Origin of the sequence: Rariglobus hedericola, assembly GCF_007559335.1 — a bacterium.
In the GTDB taxonomy this organism is placed as follows: Bacteria; Verrucomicrobiota; Verrucomicrobiia; order Opitutales; family Opitutaceae; genus Rariglobus; species Rariglobus hedericola.
On sequence record NZ_VMBG01000003.1, the window covers coordinates 135481 to 155981 of the forward strand.

General features: G+C 61.5%; 18 protein-coding genes. 9 read left to right on the plus strand and 9 right to left on the minus strand.

Features of this window, described 5'->3' with window-relative positions; genetic code table 11:
• Positions 1–139: 139 nt before the first annotated feature.
• The 4 genes from FPL22_RS16300 (at position 140) to FPL22_RS16315 (ending at position 5444) form a co-directional block, all read left to right on the plus strand.
• Entirely contained in the window at positions 140–949 is an 810-nt protein-coding gene (locus FPL22_RS16300; protein ID WP_144354091.1) for a cysteine peptidase family C39 domain-containing protein, read from the plus strand.
• Positions 950–1454: 505 nt separating this feature from the next.
• Positions 1455–2879 carry a hypothetical protein gene (locus FPL22_RS16305; RefSeq protein ID WP_144354092.1) on the plus strand — a complete coding sequence of 475 codons (1425 nt, stop codon included), beginning with the start codon at positions 1455–1457 and terminating at the stop codon, positions 2877–2879.
• A 326-nt stretch (positions 2880–3205) separates the two neighbouring features.
• The gene (locus FPL22_RS16310) at positions 3206–4135 is read left to right on the plus strand and encodes an alpha/beta hydrolase (RefSeq protein ID WP_144354093.1); all 930 of its coding nucleotides are present in this window, start codon (positions 3206–3208) and stop codon (positions 4133–4135) included.
• Positions 4136–4190: 55 nt separating this feature from the next.
• Positions 4191–5444, plus strand: coding sequence for a rhomboid family intramembrane serine protease (locus FPL22_RS16315; RefSeq protein WP_162525347.1), 1254 nt, complete (start codon positions 4191–4193; stop codon positions 5442–5444).
• Positions 5445–5468: 24 nt separating this feature from the next.
• Here FPL22_RS16315 and FPL22_RS16320 read toward each other — a convergent pair whose 3' ends face one another.
• Complete coding sequence (locus tag FPL22_RS16320; protein ID WP_162525348.1) at positions 5469–7877, minus strand: tetratricopeptide repeat protein; 2409 nt, start codon at positions 7875–7877, stop codon at positions 5469–5471.
• Between the two features lie 110 nt (positions 7878–7987).
• Here FPL22_RS16320 and FPL22_RS16325 point away from each other — a divergent pair, with 110 nt between their 5' ends.
• The 4 genes from FPL22_RS16325 (at position 7988) to FPL22_RS16340 (ending at position 11602) form a co-directional block, all read left to right on the plus strand.
• A complete protein-coding gene (locus FPL22_RS16325) occupies positions 7988–8437 on the plus strand; it encodes a DUF5069 domain-containing protein (RefSeq protein WP_144354096.1) in 450 nt (149 codons plus the stop codon).
• A 103-nt stretch (positions 8438–8540) separates the two neighbouring features.
• On the plus strand, positions 8541–9008 hold the full coding sequence (locus tag FPL22_RS16330; RefSeq protein ID WP_144354097.1) for a VOC family protein: 468 nt from the start codon (positions 8541–8543) through the stop codon (positions 9006–9008).
• Between the two features lie 264 nt (positions 9009–9272).
• The gene (locus FPL22_RS16335; RefSeq protein ID WP_144354098.1) at positions 9273–10061 is read left to right on the plus strand and encodes an SDR family NAD(P)-dependent oxidoreductase; all 789 of its coding nucleotides are present in this window, start codon (positions 9273–9275) and stop codon (positions 10059–10061) included.
• A 146-nt stretch (positions 10062–10207) separates the two neighbouring features.
• Positions 10208–11602 carry a GntP family permease gene (locus FPL22_RS16340; RefSeq protein ID WP_144354099.1) on the plus strand — a complete coding sequence of 465 codons (1395 nt, stop codon included), beginning with the start codon at positions 10208–10210 and terminating at the stop codon, positions 11600–11602.
• A 4-nt stretch (positions 11603–11606) separates the two neighbouring features.
• Here the strand turns inward: FPL22_RS16340 and FPL22_RS16345 are convergent, their stop codons facing one another.
• The 3 genes from FPL22_RS16345 to FPL22_RS16355 are packed head-to-tail and all read right to left on the minus strand — an operon-like array spanning position 11607 to position 15048.
• A complete protein-coding gene (locus tag FPL22_RS16345; RefSeq protein WP_144354100.1) occupies positions 11607–12413 on the minus strand; it encodes a 3-hydroxybutyrate dehydrogenase in 807 nt (268 codons plus the stop codon).
• A 2-nt stretch (positions 12414–12415) separates the two neighbouring features.
• The gene (locus FPL22_RS16350; protein WP_144354101.1) at positions 12416–13783 is read right to left on the minus strand and encodes a 3-oxoacid CoA-transferase; all 1368 of its coding nucleotides are present in this window, start codon (positions 13781–13783) and stop codon (positions 12416–12418) included.
• A gap of 44 nt (positions 13784–13827) precedes the next feature.
• Positions 13828–15048, minus strand: coding sequence for a thiolase family protein (locus tag FPL22_RS16355; protein WP_144354102.1), 1221 nt, complete (start codon positions 15046–15048; stop codon positions 13828–13830).
• A gap of 358 nt (positions 15049–15406) precedes the next feature.
• Between FPL22_RS16355 and FPL22_RS16360 the strand changes: the two genes are divergently transcribed.
• Positions 15407–16306: a hypothetical protein gene (locus FPL22_RS16360; RefSeq protein ID WP_144354103.1), complete on the plus strand. Its 900-nt coding sequence runs from the start codon at positions 15407–15409 to the stop codon at positions 16304–16306.
• A 38-nt stretch (positions 16307–16344) separates the two neighbouring features.
• Here FPL22_RS16360 and FPL22_RS16365 read toward each other — a convergent pair whose 3' ends face one another.
• The 5 genes from FPL22_RS16365 to FPL22_RS16385 form a co-directional block, all read right to left on the minus strand.
• Complete coding sequence (locus FPL22_RS16365) at positions 16345–16698, minus strand: DUF3892 domain-containing protein (RefSeq protein ID WP_144354104.1); 354 nt, start codon at positions 16696–16698, stop codon at positions 16345–16347.
• Positions 16699–16866: 168 nt separating this feature from the next.
• Positions 16867–18087, minus strand: a complete 1221-nt coding sequence (locus FPL22_RS16370; RefSeq protein ID WP_144354105.1) for an MFS transporter — start codon at positions 18085–18087, stop codon at positions 16867–16869.
• A 104-nt stretch (positions 18088–18191) separates the two neighbouring features.
• The gene (locus FPL22_RS16375) at positions 18192–19025 is read right to left on the minus strand and encodes an alpha/beta hydrolase (RefSeq protein ID WP_144354106.1); all 834 of its coding nucleotides are present in this window, start codon (positions 19023–19025) and stop codon (positions 18192–18194) included.
• Between the two features lie 137 nt (positions 19026–19162).
• Complete coding sequence (locus FPL22_RS16380; protein ID WP_144354107.1) at positions 19163–19570, minus strand: hypothetical protein; 408 nt, start codon at positions 19568–19570, stop codon at positions 19163–19165.
• Entirely contained in the window at positions 19567–20457 is an 891-nt protein-coding gene (locus FPL22_RS16385; protein ID WP_162525349.1) for an MBOAT family protein, read from the minus strand. Before FPL22_RS16385 ends, FPL22_RS16380 begins: the two co-directional genes overlap by 4 nt.
• Positions 20458–20501 lie beyond the last annotated feature (44 nt).

Consider the following 20501-nt stretch of genomic DNA (forward strand, 5'->3'; position numbering starts at 1 on the left):
GTCGAAGCCGGTGAAGAACTCCCCAGAGTCTCACGAATTACGCATATACATCTATATCCATGAGCTGGTATCGCTCCCCTTAACTGGTCGTTGAAAATCCCCCTTCCTTGTTATCCGCCCCACATTCCCGCCAACCTCAATGTATCCCAACTACTTTGGACTTATCTGCGCGGCACTGGGCCTCGCAGTATTTGCGGTCACATATCGATCAGCATCGACCCTACCCATTCGTAAACGTTGGCGATGGTTTATTCTGACGGCGGTCCTGGCATTACCTGCGGGCTACAACGCCCTATATTACCTCCATTGGGTGCCGGAGGCAGCTTGGTTCTACGAAATCCGTTCGTGGCCGGGCATTGAAGGCTGGGTGATCCCGATGGGCGCGGCTGGCGGATTCTGGGCAACTCTTCTACATCGACGTATGCTGGTGCTGCCACTCTTAGCCACCGTCGGGGTGTCGTGGGGACCTTTTCTGAAACCGGTCTTCGGGCCGTTGAACACGGAGTCGCTTCATCAAACCTGGACCCACGACGTGTGCATCCAAAGCACGCTTTCGAGCTGCGGGCCGGCGAGCACCGCTACCGTGCTGAAGGCATTGGATGTTTCGGCGCAAGAACACGAAATCGCGCGCGCCGCGCACACCTATGTAGGCGGGACCGAGGCTTGGTATCTCGCTCGCTACATCCGGTCACGCGGTTTGCAGGCTCGGTTTGCATTCAATGCGAGCAGTTTCCCCGAAACTATGAATCTACCGGCCATAGTAGGCGTAACCGTAGGCGGTCGCGGACATTTCATCGCCGTAATCAAACGCCAAGGTGACGTTTTTGACGTGGGCGATCCCATGATCGGTCCGGAAAAGCTGACCAAGGCACAACTGCTCCGTCGCTACGGCTTCACCGGATTCGTGCTGGAAATCTCTGGCGTCGAACCAAAGGGATTAAATCCCTGATTACGCCGTATCCCCCGAAATCAAAAGGCTGGGCTAGGCAACAGGGGCGAACGCGCACCGCTTGACTAGAGGAAATAAGAAACCCCACAGAGATGGCGTTGCTAGTTCCATCGGCGCGGATTTCGCGCAGCACCACGCCCCCACCAGACCGACGTGGAGAAACGGTTGTTAAGGTAAATACCCACGGTGAAACGCAGGCTCTGAGGCCAGAGCTCCACGGGCCCAAGCGGGGTTTTACTCCAATCGATCGTCCGCAGCTTTTCGCGCGCCTCACCCTCACCATCGAATAAAAACTTGGCCTTTAAAAAGCAGGTCCGGGTGAGCCGAATCCGGGTTGCTGGAAACTGGATTAGAGTGGGCAAAGGCCTTGCCAGAAACTCAAAATCCCTGCGGCAACTTTTCATTTATCGGGAATCCCAGCCGGTATATCGCAAAAGAATCGCCCTCAGGCTCACCCGTTCGATTGAGTGTCATGCATCCCTTGGCATTCAGGGACAAGCATCCCATGAACACTCACCTTTCCCGCTTTTTCACAGTCTGCCTGTTCGTCCTTTTTGGTGCTCTCAACTCCACGGCATCCACACCCACTCAGGTCGCATCTTACACAGAAAACTACACGGAGCTGCTTTCAAACGGAGGCCAGATCTGGGCCTGCCGTTATGGAGATTTGGCCTTTGCGCGTCGGGTCGTAAATGGGGACGCCCCGGTCACCAACACCGAGTTCGCGTTGCCCGCACGCACCCTCCGGCTCGCCGTCTCATCAGACGGCGTTTTTTACGCAGTGGCCACCGGCACGGAGTCAGACACCAACCCCAGCATTTATCTCTGGGAAAAGACTCTCTCGGGAAGTTGGACCAACATCGGACAAATCCGGACGATCGACTCTTCGTCCAAGGTCAGCTCGACAGAAATCGTTTTCGTCAATCGCTCGGTGCTCGTTAATCTCGGCGTCCAGTGGTCTTTGTTTGGCGGCGGCACGGCGATTATTATGGGACAACCGTCCGATCCGGCGCTGATCCGATTTGATCGCGATGCCCGAAGTTTTTCGCTCGGCCCCACCGAGTTCAAGTCGCTCGTTGGAAGCGGCCCGCTCTATGGCCTGAAAACCAGGACCTCCGTTTTTTCAACCGATACACTCCTACGATCGGAAGACGGGATAAGTTGGACCGAGTTCGTCGTGCCCGCCCAGCCCATGAATAATCTGGATCTTTTAGTCGGCCTGGGGGCGACCTTTCCTCAACAGACATCTGATAACCGTCTGTTTTTCTGGGATCTCCTCACCTCCTCCATTTCTTTCATGCACGAAGAAGGCGAACGCGTAAGATACGACATCCCTTTTTCGGCAAACGGCTACGGCATGGCCGATGCGACCACCCCGACTGGCTCGCGCTACAATACGCCCCGCCTCGATCGAATGGTTTTTACCTGGGACGGCGAATCCAGTGTCGGCTTCTTCCAACAAACATCCACGGAGGGCGGCGCAACCCGGCATTTCATCGTATGCTCGGACGATTATCTGCAAACCTTCAGTTTTTATTCATATTCAGATGATGGATACATTAGCAGTGCTAACACCCCTACCTCTTTTTATTTTTTACGCCGCACGGGCTCAGGAACAGTCCTTCATCGGGTGGTGCTGCCAGCCACCAGAATCATCACAGGACTACGCCCGCCCTTAACGGCATCTTCGAGAACAGCTTCGTTTTTTACCGGCTTTCAAGGTCGGGATCCGGTGAGCGGCCAATGGGGACCGATATCCCTGCAACGAAACGTGATCGACCTGCTTATCCAACCGGTCGATGGCTCATTCTCTCAAGTCCAGACCTCCTTGGATCTTGAACACTGGACTCCGATCGGCCTGCCTCAGCCCGCAGGAAAAACCGTATCCTTCATCGTTAACCCTGAAGAACCACGCCGGTTTTACCGCTAAACCCGGTCACTGAAGCGCTCATTGGCCAACCTCGCCTACGCACTGGCCAATAACGGATCCCCGTCACGTGCGCCCCCCGCCCACGACCTGTCAGAGCGCCCTCAAGCTTTTGCAGGAATGCCAAAAGCTCCCCAACGGTGACGCCGCCGATATTCTCAGCGTGACGACGGGTTGGGGCCGCGACTTGCTACTTTCTTTTTCTTCAACAGGCCGAAGCTGTGTATCGAGCCAACGAGGTCAGGCCGCTGATTGTTGATTTTGGCAATCCGCCCCCCCCGGTTCCTTCAGTGCTTCCTCTTCCCCCTCTTTCCCTTTTTCCTGCCTCCATGTCGTCCCTCTTACGCCCCGTGTTCGCGGCCGTGTGGGTTTTAGGTTTTCTCTCCACCGGAGCCTCGGCCCAGACACCGTTCCCGGCCTTGGACGAAATCCAAGAGGCCTCCCCGCTTACTTCGTCGCGCGAAACGCGCTATGACTTCACCTCCAAAATCACCGGGCGCACCTACCGGTTGATGATCGCCGCTCCCTACAACCTCGACCCGGCCAAATCATATCCGGTCGTCTATATCCTCGATGGCTATTGGTATTTCCGCCCCGCCGTGGATTTCACCACCGAGGCCGGTGACCGTCTCCAATCCGCCATCATCGTGGGCATCGGGTATCCGACCGAGGACTACAAGAGCCACTGCGACCTGCGCAGCCTCGACCTGTCCGTGCCCGCCGATCCCGCCAACACCCCGGGCAAAAGCGAACCGGGTGACTGCGACGCCTTTCTCCAAATGATCCAGGACGAGATCAAACCGTTCGTGGAAAAGAAACTCCCGGTGGATAAGTCGAAACAGACGCTCTACGGAAAATCCTTCGGCGGCATCACCGTGCTCCGCCAACTCTTCCGGAATCCGGATGCTTACCAAACCTACGTGTCCGCCAGCCCCGCCATCTTCTGGAACAACCGCGCCGTCCTTGCCGACGAAGCCACGTTCACACAGAAGGCGAAGACCGGGACGTTGAAGCTGAAACTCCTCCTCACCACGGCCGAAGGTGAACAATACCGCGGCACCGATCCCAAGCAGTTGGAGTGGGCGAGTAGCAGCCGAATGATCGACAACGCCTCCGAGCTGGCCGACCGCCTAAAGGTTCTCGATCCTGAACATGTCACCGTGGACTACACCCTTTTCCCCAAAGAGAGCCACTTCTCGGTCTCCCTCGCCTGCCTGGGCCGCGGCCTTTCCTTCGCACTGCCCCCGGAACACAAATAAGCGCCAACAGCTAGGTGCTTGCGCATGGGATTGGCTGATGTCCGAGTCTCCGTCCATGCCAACGCCTGAAGACTCGCAGCTTCCAGATCCCGCTCGCGATCAATTATCCTCGGCCAATCCTGATCTCGAAGAACATCAGGCCACCAAAAAGGTGCTTCATGTCTGGAGCCTGCTCGAGGGACGGTTTCCCCTCGTGTGCCTGCTACTCGTGATCGCCAGCGTAGCTGTCACGATCTCGGCGCATCTCCTGCCCGACCCGACTTACACCTGGCTTTACACCAATGGCGGCGAGATCTGGATCGCCCGGAAATGGTGGGGCCTTCTGGGTAGCGCTTTTATCCACAGCGGAGTGATGCATCTCGTATTTAACTGCTACTGGATCTGGCTGCTCGGCCGCTTGCTGGAGCGCGAACTCGGCTCGTTTCGTTTCCTGCTCCTCTTCCTCGGGACCGCCGCATTCAGCAGCATCGCGGAACTCGCGATCGCCGGCCAGCCCGGCGTGGGTATGTCCGGTGTTGCTTACGCCTTCTTTGGTTTCTTGCTCGTGAACCAATCCCGACACCCGGACTTCCGTCGCGTGTTATCCGGCAACACCCGGCTGCTCATGATCGGGTGGCTCGTCGCGTGTTTTGCACTCACCTATACAAAGGTTCTCAACATCGCCAATTTCGCCCACCTGGGTGGCCTCGTGTCAGGCTTGTTGGTCGGTGCCGCCTGGTATCCGCATCGTTTTCAAAAACAAGCTCGCGCCGCGTGTCTCGTGCTCGGAGTCGCCGCCCTTGCGGTTCTGTTTTGGGCTCCGTGGCAACCGGCATGGCAGGCTGCACATGCTTACCGCGCACTCATTGACAAGGACGAGGCAACGGCACTCCTCGCACTTGAAAAGATCCGCGCCAAAGACCCTGCGAACGTGTGGGCGCTGTCTCTGGAAATCCCTCTCCGCTTAGCGCGAGGGGAATATGCGCTGACTCGCGACCTTCTTAACCAGTTGATCTCGGCGCAGGAAAATCCGTCAAACCTCAATCATCTGGCCTGGATCCTCGCGACTTGCCCCGAGCCCGAGGTGCGGGACGGGGCTCGGGCGATCAAGCTCGCCCGCCGCGCCTGTGACCTCGATGGATGGAAAACCGCCGCGATTATCGATACGCTCGCCGCGGCCTACGCGGAAACGGGCGATTTCATCGAAGCCGAAAAACAGATGATCAAAGCGATGGAAACGCCCGGTGAAAAATCTCCAATTTACCAGGCCCACCTCGATTTATTCCGCGCACACAAACCGGTGCGCGAGCACCCGCCCAGTGCCCGCTAAGGTCATCATCAAAACCCAGGCAGCTTAATTGGCCTTCGAAATTCCGGGCTCATCGCCGAAGGTCTGGCCGGGACGGAAGAGCCACTCGGCTTCCTCGGAGCCGTTGGTGGCGGCGATGCGCGCCCAGCGACGCGCGCGAGGTTTGTCCTCCGGCAGGAAGGCTTCGCCGAGGAGAAGCTGCACCAAGTTGAACTGCTGGTCATTGGTCGCGTTGGCCGCGGCTTGTTCGAGCACCGCGATCGCACGTGCAGCGTCAGGCACGACGGGCGGGGCGCTCACGGTGAGTAGCTTGGCCGCCGCCACGGCGGATCCCCAATGTCCGGCGCGCGCAGCCTGCTCGTAAACCGCGAGCGCTCGCGCGGAATCCGGCTTCGTGCCGTGGCCGTCTTCCCAACATTGTCCGAGCACGAAGGTGCCCTCCGCGTCGCCGAGATCGGCGGCACGCTGCGCGGCAGCGAAGCCGGCGGCAGCGTCGTGCCACGGACCCGATTCATCGAACCGAAGCACCGCCAGGCCCGCGAGCGCGCCCGACACACCGGCGTTCGCTCCGTCGGCGTAGATCGCCAGCGCTTGCTGGAGATCCGCCGCCGTGCCGAAACCGTCTTGGTAACAACGTGCCAGCGTGAGGCGGGCGCGCGTGTCGCCGCTCTCCGCGGCCGCCTTGGCGTAACGAAACGCCTCTTCGCGGTCGCCGTCGTCCCACGGGTCATCGGCAGGCCAATTGAGCGCCATCTCGGCATAGGCCGCCTGCGCCGGCACGTAACCGTGGCGCGCCGGATAACTGAGGAGCGAGCGCGCCTCGCGCGGCTGCCGGCCCACGCCGTAACCCGACAGATAAATAGACGCCAACAGCACGCGGTGTGGATACAAAATCGCGGGTGGCTCATTCGACGAACCGTGGCTTTTCAACAGCGCGATCGCGGTGGGAATATCGCGCGGCACGCCCAGCCCGAGGACGTGCAACCGCGCGAGCTCATAACTGGCCGAGCTTTCTGCGCGGCTCCTTTCGAGCTGGGCGCGCAGTCCGTCCACGGCGCGTTTTAGAATACGGTCCGCGCGCTCGGGTTGCGCGGGGACGTCTTTGCCACCGGTCGCGAAAAACTGGCTGATGGCGAGGAGTTGCGCGGGCGTCTCGGCTTTTTTCTCCAGCCCGTCGAGATAGAGCGCGAGGTCTTCAGGTTTGAACGAATCGCCATAGGCATTCGCCAGCAGCTCGGCCGAGGTGCGAATCCAGAGAACTTCGCGCGGCTGCTTCTCACGCAGGACTTCGAGCACGGTAAACGCGCCTGCGGCATTGTGCGCCGGGCCGGGCAGGAGGATCGCCGGCAGGTAATTTTTCGCGCGGGCCGGATCCTGGCGCGCCAATCCCCAGAGCGCTTCGGCGCCTTTCTTGGGATCGATGGGCGCATAGGGGCGCGTCTCGGGATCGAGCCCGAGGTGAATGCGCACGAGCCGCTCGGCTTTGTCGGGATTAAAGATCGTGCTGAAATTACCGCTGATCGCGGCAATGATTTCTTTGTGGTGTTCCGCCCAACCGCCGGGGCTGGCGATGAGGAATTCGACCATCGCGTCCTCCTGCCAGTTTTCCAACGCGCCGTTGCTCGTAAGCGTTCGCAGGTGGCGCGCCACGGCGATCGCCTTCGCCGGCTCCACCGGACCGTGCAGGCCGAGGGCGTATTCTTTGAAGAGGATCTGACTGGCCTTGGTGTTATGCCACGGGTCATCCGAGTGCAGGACCTTCTCCATCAGCGCCAATCCGCGAGGCAGGTCCGGCTCGATGCCCAGTTTCTTGTCACCGGCAATCCATCCGCGGGCCTGCGTGAACATCGCGTCCGGATTCCCCAGCGAAATCGCTTCTTTCAGGTATTTGGCGGCGCGCTTGGCATCGGGTTGGGCTCCGTTGGGTGCGGCGATGCGGAAAAGTTGCCAGGCGGCCTCGCCGGCGCGCTCGCTGCGCTTGAGAAACACCACTATCTCCAGATGCGGGACGGCTGCGGCGCCTTCGCCGATTGACGATAGATAAAACGCGAGTTCTTCCTGCGCGGCACGGTCGCTGTTCCGGTTCACCCGCGATTCCAAATATTCACGGTAGCTGACCGGCTTGGGTGGAGTGCTTTCGCGGATACGCTCGTAGCGGTCCCAAGCGGCCTGCTCGTCCTGCCGGCGCTGTTCGTCGGCCTCCTGGCGGCGGCGCAATGCCTGCTGTTCCTTATATGAAGCGGGCGAAGGGCCGGCGGCAAAACCGTCCCACCACTGGCCGGGCCGTTCCGCGCGATTCCGCTGTATTTGGATGTCGCGAATGGTGCTGTCGGAGGTGGTCCACGCCGTGTTGTTTCCATACACGTCTTTGGCCCGCAGACCGCCCGCCGTGGCGAGCAATCCCAGCGCAAGGCTGAACCGGAGGACGACGGGAGGAGGAAGGTGAAGCGACAAGGTGCGCCGACTCAGCACCATCTCGCCACCGCGGGCAAGTGCAGGCGCCCACCGTGAATACTCTTTGGATCTTTGCGTTAAAAGCCTGGTCCGCTTATTCCGTTAATACCATGAGCACTCAATTCCCCGTCAGTGATCACGTCAAAACCCGCGGCGTCGTTTACTTCGCCCGCATGGTGGACAAAATCCGCCTCCACGCCGCCGGCCAGCTCCCCGCCGATTATGCCGGCCACCTGGGCTTCGCCGATGTCACCAGCTTCGACTCCCGCTTCTGCCGCTTTTGGGATGTGACTTACGACCTCGTCAAAACCCGCACGCTCAAGGGCGGCACCGCCGAGGAAATTTTCGACGACCTCTTCGCCGGACGCCAGCCGCTCAACGCCGAACACGTCTTTGTCTGGAATCTCTTTCTGCTCAAACGCGGCTGGCGCGACAGCGGCACGCCCGGAGTCACCGCCGAAAAAGCCGCCGCCGGCATCCCCGACCGCGCCGATGTGCAGACCTACGTGGACATGCACGACATCGACGAAGGCCGCGAGCCGCAGCCGGCTTTCCTGTAACGGCTAGCCCCCCGCGGTCGGATTGCGGTGCGAAAAACATATTTTGTCCGAACCAGCCCGTCTGGTTCGTTGACTCTATGTAGCCACCCTCATCACCCATCCCATGAGCACTCCCACCAATTATCCGGCCTTCAGCCCTTACCTCAGTGTCAATAACGCGGCGCAGGCCATTGAGTTTTACAAAGCCGCCTTCGGGGCCACCGAGCGTTTACGCCTGACGGACAAAGCCAGCGGCAAGATCGGTCACGCCGAAATCCTCATCGGGGGCAATCTCGTCATGCTCAACGACGAGAACCCCCAGTGGGGCAACAAGTCCCCACTCACGTTGAGCGGTTCGCCCATCACGTTTTGTCTGATGGTGGACAACGCCGATGCCGCGCTCGAACGCGCCGTCTCCGTCGGTGCCACCGTGCTCATGCCCGCGTCCGACCAATTCTACGGCTTCCGCAGCGCCAGCATCGCCGATCCCTTCGGCCATCAATGGATGCTGCAGCACGAGATCGAAAAGGTTTCTCCCGAGGAGCTGCAAAAACGCTGGAGCACCATGAGCGGGGGATGCACCGGCGCTTGAGCGTTTAAAAAAGCAGTGCCGACGAGAGCCGGGCGGGGCTCGATCGTCGGCACTTAGGCGCCGAAGCACCAGCGGTCACGTGCCAAGGGCGGAATTCGGCAGCGGACCGGCAGCCCCCACTCCAGCTTTCGCGCCTGACCTGTCAACGCATCATCCTGCACCGTGAGCACACGAACGCACCCCGCGCGGAAACCGTCAGGTTAAATTTCCGGCAATAAGCGTTCCGCCGGTTTACCTTTTACCAACGTCGCCTAGGCTCTCGCCATGGATCTCCAACTCACCGGTAAACTCGCCCTCGTCACCGCCTCCACCGGAGGCATCGGCCGCGAAATCGCCCGCACCCTCGCCCGCGAAGGCGCCACGGTCATCGTCAACGGCCGCTCCGCCGCCTCCGTGAACGCCGCCTTGGGTGACATCCTCGCCAGTGTTCCCGACGCAAAACTCGAAGCCTTGGCCGCGGACAACGGCGACCTGCAAGGCGTGGAGCATACGCTCAACCAATTCCCCGAGGTGGACATCCTCGTGAACAACCTCGGCATCTACGAAGCCGTCGGTTTCTTCGACGAGACCGACGAAGCCTGGCAACGCCTCTTCGAGGTCAACATCATGAGCGGCGTGCGTCTCGCGCGGCATTATTTGAAGGGCATGCTCGCGAAGAAAACCGGTCGCGTGATTTTTATCTCCAGCGAATCCGCGATCAGCCCGTCGCCCGAGATGGCGCACTACGCCGCGACGAAAACCATGCAGCTCTCCATCGCGCGCAGTCTCGCCGAACTCACCAAGGGAACCGCCGTCACCGTCAACGCCGTGCTCCCCGGCTCCACACTCACCGAAGGCGTTGAGAAATTCGTGCAGGATATTTTCCCCGACCTCGCCCCCGCCGATGCGCAGCGGAAGTTTATGCAGCAAAACCGCCCGACCTCACTCATCGAGCGCCTGATCAACCCCGAGGAAATCGCCGACCTTGTCACTTACGTGAGCAGTGCCCGCGCTTCGGCCATCAACGGTGCTGCCCTCCGCGTGGACGGAGGCCTGGTGCGCAGTGTGTTTTAAAAACCCCCAAGCGTTAGGTTGGGCCGCGAACACCTTGATCAATATCATCGATTTTCGCTACGGTTTGCTTTTTTAATCGGGACTCCCCCCGCCCAACCCGGTCCGCCCACCCTTGCGGTCCGTCCTTGGAGCATCACCCCTGCACCATGAGTTTGCTTATCACTGTCGGCGCTTTGCTGTTCCTCATGCTGGTCGCTTATCGCGGTTACAGCGTGATCCTTTTCGCGCCCGTCGCCGCGCTCGGCGCGGTCTTCCTGACCGATCCATCCGCGGTGCCGCCGGTCTTCACCGGGCTGTTCATGGAAAAAATGGTGGGCTTCGTGAAACTCTACCTGCCCGTGTTTTTGCTCGGCGCGGTCTTCGGCAAAGTCATCGAAATCTCCGGCTTTTCGCGAGCGATCGTCGCCTCGGTGATTCGGGTGGTCGGCCCGCAACGCGCGATCATGTCGATCGTCTGCGTGTGTGCGGTGCTCACCTACGGCGGCGTCTCGCTCTTCGTCGTGGTGTTCGCAGTTTATCCGTTCGCTGCGGAAATGTTTCGCCAGGGCAACATCCCCAAGCGACTCATCCCGGGCACGATCGCACTGGGCGCCTTCAGCTTCACGATGGATGCGCTGCCGGGCACGCCTCAGATCCAGAACATCATCCCGACTTCGTTCTTCAACACCAACACCTGGGCCGCCCCCTGGCTCGGCGTGATCGGCGGCGTGTTTATCCTGATCGTCGGCCTCACCTACCTCGAATGGCGCCGCCGTAAAGCCGCCGCGGCGGGCGAAGGCTACGGCAGCGGACACAGCAACGAGCCCGAGGCGGCCGCGTCGGTTGGCTCCACCGTTTCCCCGTGGATTGCGATGCTGCCACTGCTCGTGGTTGGCGTGGGCAACACCGTGCTCACCCACCTCATTCCTAAATTCTACGGCGCCACTCACGAAACGATGCTGGCCGGAATGAAGGCGCCGCTGGTCACACAGGTCCCCGCGATTACCGCGATCTGGGCGGTGGAAGGCGCGCTCTTGCTCGGCATCCTCACGGTGCTCGCATTCAGCTTTTCCACCGTCGCCAAAAAATTTGCCGAGGGTTCCAAGGCTGCCGTGGGTGGCGCGTTGCTCGCCTCGTTGAACACCGCGGCAGAATACGGTTTTGGCGCGGTCATCGCGACACTGCCCGGCTTCCTGCTGATTCGTGACGCACTCAAGGCGATCCCGAATCCGTTGATCAACGAAGCCGCCACCGTGACGACGCTCGCCGGCGTGACGGGCTCGGCCTCCGGCGGACTCAGCATCGCGCTCGCCGGCATGGCCGACCAATTCCTGGCCGCCGCCAACGCCGCGGGGATTCCGCCCGAAGTCCTGCATCGCGTGGCCTCCATGGCCAGCGGCGGCATGGATACACTCCCGCACAACGGCGCGGTCATCACCTTGCTCGCCGTGACCGGCCTGACGCATCGCCAGGCTTACAAGGACATCTTCGCGATCACCTGCATCAAGACGTCCGCCGTCGGCGTGGTCATCGCAGTGTATTACGCGACGGGCATCGTTTGACCGCTCACCGCGCCGTCCAGCCGCCATCGATCGCGATGGCGGTGCCGGTGATCGAGCGCGCGAGGTCTCCGCACAGGAACAGCGCGAGCGCGGAGATTTCTTCGACCTCGATGAACCGTTTGCTCGGCTGCGTCGCGAGGATCACTTCGCGAATCACCCGCTCGCGCGGAAGGTTGTGCACCAGCGCCTGGTTCTCCACCTGCGCCTCGACCAGCGGAGTCCGCACGTAGCCGGGGCAGATCGCGTTGCAGGTGATGCCGGTCTCGGCGACTTCAAGTGCCACCGTCTTCGTCAGGCCAACCTGTCCGTGCTTGGCCGCGATGTAGGCGCTCTTAAACGGAGACGCCACCAAGCCATGCGCGGACGCGAGGTTGATGATGCGGCCCCAATTGCGCTGCTTCATTCCGGGCAACACGGCCTTGATCGCGTGAAAGCTGGAGTTGAGCACGATGTTCTGAATCGCGGTCCACTTTTCCTCCGGAAACTCATCGACCGGCGAGACGAATTGGATGCCGGCGTTGTTCACCAAAATATCGACTGCGCCGAACGCCTGCTCGGCGTCGACGATCAAGGCCTTGACCTCGTCGCCCTTGCTCATGTCGGCGCCGTGGTGACGCACCTGCACTCCAGTCTCGGCGGCGAGGTCGTCGCAAATCTGCTTGATCGCCGCAGCGTCGCCGAAGCCGTTCAGCATGACGTTTGCGCCGGCCTGCGCGAAGGCGCGGGCGATCGCCAGGCCGATGCCGCTGGTGGAGCCGGTGACGACCGCGGATTTGTTTTTCAAAGGCAGGCTGGCGGAGAGCGTTGTCATGGTCAGACGGATACGCGGGGTGAAAGATCGATCTCGAAGCCGCAGCCGGTCTTGGCGCGGATTTCATCGACGGTGATGCCGGTGTTGAGCTCTCGCAGGACGAGTCCGCCGCTAGGCTTCACGTCGAAAACGCCGAGGTCGGTGATGATCAGATTGACCACCGCGCGACCGGTGATCGGCAGCGAACAACTCTTGAGGAGCTTGGGGCTGCCGTCCTTGGCGCAGTGCTCCATCACGGCGACGACGCGCTTCACGCCGGCCACGAGATCCATCGCGCCGCCGGGGCCTTTGACCATTTTTCCGGGGACCATCCAGTTGGCAATGTCGCCGTTCTCGGCCACCTCGAGCGCGCCGAGGACAGAGAGATCGATGTGTCCGCCGCGGATCATTCCGAAGGAATCGGCGCTGGAGAAAAACGACGAGCCGGACAGCGCGGTGACGGTTTGTTTGCCCGCGTTAATGAGATCAGGATCAACCGCGGCCTCGGCGGGAAACGGTCCGATGCCGAGCAGGCCGTTCTCGGACTGCAGCGTGACGTTCATGCCCGCGGGAATGAAGTTGGCGACGAGCGTGGGAATGCCGATGCCGAGGTTGACGTAGTAGCCGTCGCGCAATTCCTGCGCGGCGCGGCGGGCCATCCATTCGCGGACGGGCGTCTCCTTCTTGCTGGCGGCGGCTCCCTGCACGGTGCGCATCTCGATGCGCTTTTCGTAGTGGATGCCTTGGATGATGCGGTCGACAAAAATGCCGGGCGTGTGGATGTGATCGGGATCCAGTTCGCCGACCTCGACCAGCTCCTCGACCTCGGCGACCGTGACGCGTCCGCAGGTGGCGATCATCGGGTTGAAGTTGCGCGCGGTCTTCCGGTAAACGAGGTTGCCGGCGCGGTCGCCCTTCCAGGCTTTGACCAGCGAGACATCGGAGCGGATGGCGGGCTCGAGCACGTAGTCCTGTCCGTCGAAGGACTTGGTTTCCTTGCCGGCGGCGAGCTGGGTGCCGACCGCGGTCTTTGTATAGAAACCGGGGATACCGGCGCCGCCCGCGCGCAGGCGTTCGGCGAGCGTGCCTTGCGGGACGAGCTGGAGATCGAGTTCGCCCGCGAGCACCTGGCGCTCGAATTCTTTGTTCTCGCCCACGTAGGAAGCGAAGACGCGGCGGACCTGGCGGGTCTTGAGAAGAATACCCATGCCGAAGTCGTCCACGCCGGCGTTGTTACCGACGATGGTCAGGCCTTTGACTCCGCTGTCGCGGAGGGCGGCGATGAGGTTTTCAGGAATGCCGCAGAGACCGAAACCACCGGCGGCGATGGTCTGGTCGTCAGCAAGAAGGCCGGCGAGTGCAGCGGTGGCGTTGGGGTAGACTTTGTTCACGGCGGGAAAAGTTGAGGGCTGGCGGGGACGGGTTGGCGGACGGCTCAGAGAAGTTCGACACAGATCGCGAGGCCTTCGCCTCCGCCGATGCAGATGGCTGCAACGCCGCGTTTGAGTCCGCGGGCGCGGAGCGCGGCGAGTAGCGTAACGATGATGCGGGCGCCGCTCGCACCGATCGGATGACCGAGCGCGATGGCGCCGCCGTTGACGTTGAGTTTTTCGGGCGGCACGCCGATTTCCTGCGCGAAGGCCATCGGCACGACCGCAAAGGCCTCGTTGACCTCCCAGAGATCGACGTCGGCGGCGGACCAGCCAGCGCGTTGCAACGCGGTCTGCGCGGCTTGCACGGGCGCGGTCGTGAACCAGAGCGGCTCGTGCGCGTGGCTGCCGAAGGAAACGATGCGCGCGACGGGCTTCAGGCCGCGTTCGCCGGCGGTGGCGGCCGTGGTGAGGACGAGGGCGGCGGCGCCGTCGTTGAGCGTGGAAGCATTGGCGGCGGTGATCGTGCCGGCCTTGTCGAAGGCGGGGCGCAACGTGGGGAGCTTGTCGTAGTTCACCTTGGCCGGACCCTCGTCGTGCTCGACGCGGGTGACGTTGCCACGCGCGTCGGTCAGCTCGACCGGCGTGATCTCGGCGGCAAACGCGCCGCTCTTCTGCGCAGTATTGGCGCGCTGAAAGGTCGCGATGGCGTAGGCGTCCTGCTGCTCGCGCGTGAAGCTGTAACGCTTCGCGCACTGCTCGGCGCAGTTGCCCATGTGGAGGTTGTTATACGGATCCCAGAGTCCGTCGTGGACCAGCGAATCGATCACCTGCTGGTTGCCAAGGCGGTAACCCTCGCGGGCTTTCGGCATCAGGTAAGGCGCGGCGCTCATGTTCTCCATGCCGCCGGCAACGACCAGCGTGGCGTCGCCCGCCGCGAGCGCGTGCGCGGCCTGCATCACCGCCTGCAAGCCGGAGCCGCAGACTTTGCTGATGGTGACGGCGCGGGCGGAAGGCGGAAGGCCGGCGGCGAGCGCGGCCTGGCGGGCGGGCGCCTGACCCTGGCCGGCTTGGAGCACGTTGCCCATCAGCACGTCTGAGACATCCGCCGACGCGATGCCGGCCTGGGCAACCGCGCCACGAATGGCGGTCGCACCGAGTTTCCACGCGGGCGCGGATGCGAGGGAGCCTTGGAACGCGCCCAACGGCGTGCGCGTGGCGGCGAGAATCACGATGGTCGAACTGGCGTTGGAACTACCAACCGCGGAAGACTGAGGAGCGTTCATGAGAGGGGAAAATGAACCTGACGGGGCGAAAAAAGACGGTCCAGAGCGATCATGCGCTCCGGCATTATTGTCAATTTATTCGCCTGCCCTCAGACGGCGGCGCGAAGCCAACTACTCAGCCCTTACCACCACCCGTTAATCACGAGTTGGATTCCCCGCAGCCTGAATCCCGGCGGGCTGCATGCAGCGCGACGACTTCCCGCCGCCGACATCCGCGTGGACGGCGGCTTGGTGCACAGCGTGTTCAAGCTCTGTTTGCACCCTCTCGCCTCGACACCCACACGCCCGCACGCCATCACCGGCCGGCATGCAACGACCGCACATACATCCGGGTCAGTTACTTTCCTTCTTCGCACTGATGTCCCTCACCATATCCGGCCCTGCTCCGTCCGCCTCCGCAGCAACACCCTCCGGCCCCGCCTTGACCGCCCAAGCCGGGCAACCGCTCACCGCGTTTGTCGAAGCCTTTACCGCCGCAATCGGCGACGGTCTCTACGCCACTCACTTCCGTCCGCTGGTTCATCCCGATCTGCTCGCACACACCGGCGACACGTGGATCTTTCGCGACAGCCCGCAAAAACCCTCCCCCGCCGACGCCCCGCCCACGCACGTGGTGCGCGATCTGAACGAGGGTGAACTCACCCGCTTCGCCACGATCTTCAGTTACCCGGTAACACCGGTAAAAGTCTTGGAGTTCTCTCACACGCACACAGACGGCGCTTCGAAGACCACCTCGCGCATGCCGCTCTATCTCGCGGGAAACAACGGCGCTTACACCCTCGTCTTTGGCGTTCCTAAGCCTAAGGAAGAAGTCGCCGCAGCGCGCGCCGTGGAATCCCTCCTCTATTACGAAGACACCGGTGCGTGGAAACAGAACTGGAAGCTCCAAATGGCCGCCTCCAGCCAAGCAACTTACTCCGTTGTTTTGTCCGATGCCGCTGGTGAAAACGTGATCGCAGTCGCGGGACCTTGGACTTTGCCCGAAGGTCGTAAGACCATCCGCTTCATGCTTAAGCCCGAAGGAGCATCCGCCGCCGTCAGAACCACCGCGCAAGGCAAACTCGAACTCCCCTATGCCTGGCAGGCAGGAGCCTCAGCCGCATCAAGTCATGCGCTACTGCCACTCACGACGCTCACCGCCTACGAGCGTGTAAAAACTCCCGCTTTCACCGGCGACACACTCGCCTTGGCCTCGTTGACCGGCATCGACGACACCGGCGCCTCGCGCACCCTCGTCCTGCAACTGCGCCGGAAGTAATCGGCGGTTCTGAGGCCAGACCGCCCTGCGACGAACACTCACCGCCGGGTGCGGCGGCCGGTTTGCGAGACGGCGGCCACTGCCTGCTCGTCGCTCGCGATCTGCGCCACGGTGAGGTGGATCAGATCATCGGGGTGGGTTTTTTCGCGTTCGCTCTGGAGATACTTTTCGCCGCCCTGCACGTGCACCACGACTTTGATGATTTCGCCGCCACTTTTAATGGTGAAGGCATCCGTGCCGGCCTCGATACGCTCGATGGCGGCCGACTGCGAAAACGACCAGCGCGTGAGATCGGAGTTCACACCGGCGATCGACTCGATGCGCTCGAGCGGGTCACGACTGTAAGCGCGGTTGACGGTGGAGACGGTGCGACGGTTGTGAATTCGAGCCATAAATGTGTGCGCCGCCGGATGGAATAATCCTGCGGGGCGTCGCCAACCTATCGGCGACCCACGCCAAGAGCGACAGCAATCACCTCCGACCGCGAGGCGCGCCCGATTCGTGAAGGATCTTACGGAACACCCTGCCTTGGAATGAAAGCAACGCGTCGCACCCCGTCGTTACACGCCCTGCCCCGCGGCCACGAAGCCGGAAATCTCGCGGCGTTTGGCGACGAAGTGGATCACCAACGCCAGCGCGTTCATGCCGAGCGCGGCAACGCACACACCCGGCCAGCCGCTGTGCGACCAAGCCAGCGCACCGACCAGCGAGCCCAACGCTCCACCCACGAAACGGCTCACCATGTAGAGCGTGTTGATGCGGCTGCGCGCCTCGGGCATCAGCGAAAGCACCTTGCCCTGCTCGGCCACCTGCACGGTTTGCACGCCCACATCCATCAACAACACGCCGAGGATGAGCCCGGGAATCGTCAGCCACAGCCACATCACGCCAAACGCCGCGAGGATGACGGTGAGCGCGAGCGTCACGGTGAAGGCCGCGCCCTTTTTGTCGGCCAGCTTGCCCGAATACGGAGCGGCCAGTGCGCCCACCAAACCGACGACGCCGAATAATCCCGTCTCAGTGGAACCGCGGTGAAAGTGCTCCGCCATGAGGAACGAGAGGCTCGTCCAAAACGCCGTGAAGCTGCCGAACGACAACGCGCCGATGATCGACGGACGCCACAGGCGCGGTTGCGATTTCAAGACCTGCCACAACGAAACCATCAGATCGCGGTAACGCATCGTGACCGTGGGCGGACGATGCGGCAGACGTGTGCGCAGGAGCGACGCGAGCACCACCATCATGACGGCGGCGAGGCCGAACATCGCGCGCCACCCAAAGTGATCGCCGACAAAACCTGCGAGCGTGCGCGCGAGCAGGATGCCGCCGAGCAAGCCGGTCATCATCACGCCCACGGTGCGGCCCTGCTCATTGGCCGGCGACATTTCCACGGCGATGGGGATGAGGATCTGCGCGCCCATGCACGTCATGCCGATGAGGAAGTTGCCCACGATCAGCAGAGACAGGCTGGGCGCAAATGCAGTGCCCACCAGAGTCACCGCGCACAGGTAGATGAGCGTAAGGATGAGTTTGCGGCGCTCGACGATGTCACCCAGCGGCAGAAAAAAGAGCAGGCCGAGACCGTAGCCGATCTGCGAAGCCATCGCGACCCAGCCGACTTGCGCAGCCGTGGCGTTGAAATAAACCGCGAACGCCCCGAGCAACGGCTGGTTGTAGCAAAAATTGGCCACGCACGCGCCGCACGCGATCGCCATGAGCCAAAGCGTGCGCGGCGAAAGCGCATCGGACGACGGAGCGGAACCAGAGGAAAGTGAAGTCATGGAAGAACGGTCGAGCCGTCACTTAACGAGGAGTCCCCCAGAACTCAAACAACCGAGCCGCAAATCGCCCCGCCCCGTGAATATCAGCGAACCACCTCGTCCAATCAATTTCCGCCGCCCGTCTCCGTTGCCCGACCGGCTCGCTCCGCGGCAAACAGATCGGACTCCACGCAAACCCTGCGCCAGAGCGAGAGCCACGTCTTCCAATCATGGTTGCCCTCCACGGCCGTCACGCGGCCCGGCGGCAAAAGCGTCGCGAGCATCCGGTGGCCGGGAGCCAGTGAATCTTCGCGCCCATAGAGCAACCAGGTCGGCGGCAACGCGGCCGACCGGTTGCCGAGAAACGTCCAGATCTCCTCCTCCACGCCCTTTGCCTTCGACGCCCGCCCGGCAGCCCACGCCACCGGACCTCCCGCGGCTTTGATCTGCTCGAACAACGCCGCCTTGTCGCCCAGATAGGGCGCGAGCAACACGATCGCATCCACGTAGCCCGCCGCATCGCGTTCGTTCAGCAACGCACCGAGACCGCCGAGCGAGACGCCCACCACCACGATCCGCCGGTAACCCCGTGCCCGCGCCGGCTCCCACACATCGGCGCGCAGCCGGTCGATCACGGTCCGGTTATAATAATAGCCGAGATGGGCATCCACCGTGAGCGTGTCGGCCGCGATGCCCGCCTCGCGCAACGCAGCAATAAAACCATGGCGGTTAAAATCATCCATCGACCCTCCGCGCCCCGGCAGAAACACCACCAACGTAGAGGAACGCCCCGACGGTGAAAACTGAGTCGCCTGAGTAGGAATCGGCACCGGCGTGTTGCGCAGAAAGACCGCGCATCCCGTCAGCGCGAGCACTGCAGCGGCCATCAATCCCCACGCCCCAATCTTCCCCGATGATTGAAACACAATCAGAACAGCGGGGCATGGACGCGACAACATGCTCTCGGATTATCTCCGGATTCGCCTAGGTCAACGCACCCTAGACCCAACTCGTCGCGTGGGCAGCCATGCGCGCAAAGAACTGAGTCGGCCAAATGTTAACATGTTTCGGCCCGATCCCATTTTCTGAACCCAAACTATTTCTTAAACGCCACCCAAAAGTAGATAAGGGGAAGGCCACTAAACACCACGTTGAGGGTATGGTATCCGATACGATACCACACGTTAGTGAGGAAGGGGCTCACGTCGATCAACCACACTGCGGCGACAACGCGCAAGATCCAGAATCCAGCGAGAAATGCGCAGACCGCTCGGGCCAAAACAGACCCGTCCGCGAGATGCTCGGCCAAGAACCAAGTGCCGATTCCAAACGACACCAGACAGAACCCGATGAACATGTAATAGGTTCTAAACAACCCGCGCGCAAAAGGAGTAAACGTCCTCGCCTCTGCCCAAAGTCCGGTGACCCGCGGCATTAACAGGCCGGCCGCAGCCAGGCCAAGATGGGTTAACGCACCACACCGGATCAATAATTCCGTCATCATAGAAAATGGGTGTTCAAAAATTTAATCAGAGGAAGAATGACCTCGCGGACAAAAATCGGGTGAAAAAGCAGAGGCAACGGAATCACCACAACGACGATCGTGAAGATTCTTCCGCCGATGCCTTTACGCAGGTGTAACATCCGCGCGAACGAAGTTTTCTCCAACCAGGCGCCCACGCCCTGAATAACAAAATAAAGCGTAGGGCCGCCCCAACCTCCTCGCGCAGGAAACGAAATCACCGTTTCATGCACCAAGCCTGAAAGTAAAAAAACGAACGCACCCGCAGTCTGCGTTCCCCACTTCCGCGCGAGCGGTAACAACACGAACCGCCGCGCACTGTCAGCGAACGCAACGTTCCAACGAACGCCCCAGAAATCGGCCAGCGAAACCGCCAACACAGGCACCTTCATAATCGGCGGGGCATCGAAACCGTTTCTGCGCCACAGCCAGGAAACGAGATGCAAAGCACCAAAATGCAGCGTGAAAATAATCCCCACCATTCCCACCCAGCCGGTCAATAACCTCGGTGCCGTTTTCAAATAAATGACCGCCCAGAAAATTGCGGCCAAACCGAGCGCCATTTTGACCAGCGCAAAAACCAGTTCCGTCAACGTCGGTCGACGCACGGCGGCAGACTCATGGAAGAGAAATCCCCGCGCATTCATGCCGGGCCATAACGTCAGGTAGGCCACCAGTCTCCACGCGGGAGCCGAACGACAAAGCCCTATCGTTGTCACCAGCTTCAGCGCGAAAAACTCCCCGCCGGCCACCACCCACATGCACAACCACGGGATCGGAATGCGCACGGCCAAAGTCAGCAGAACAGCCGTGAACAAGATCGTTGCGACCGACCAAAAAGCGAAGCCGTGGTCGGTATTCGTATTCACTGGCTGTATTGCTGTCATGGATGTCGAGATTTGCCGCTCCAAAG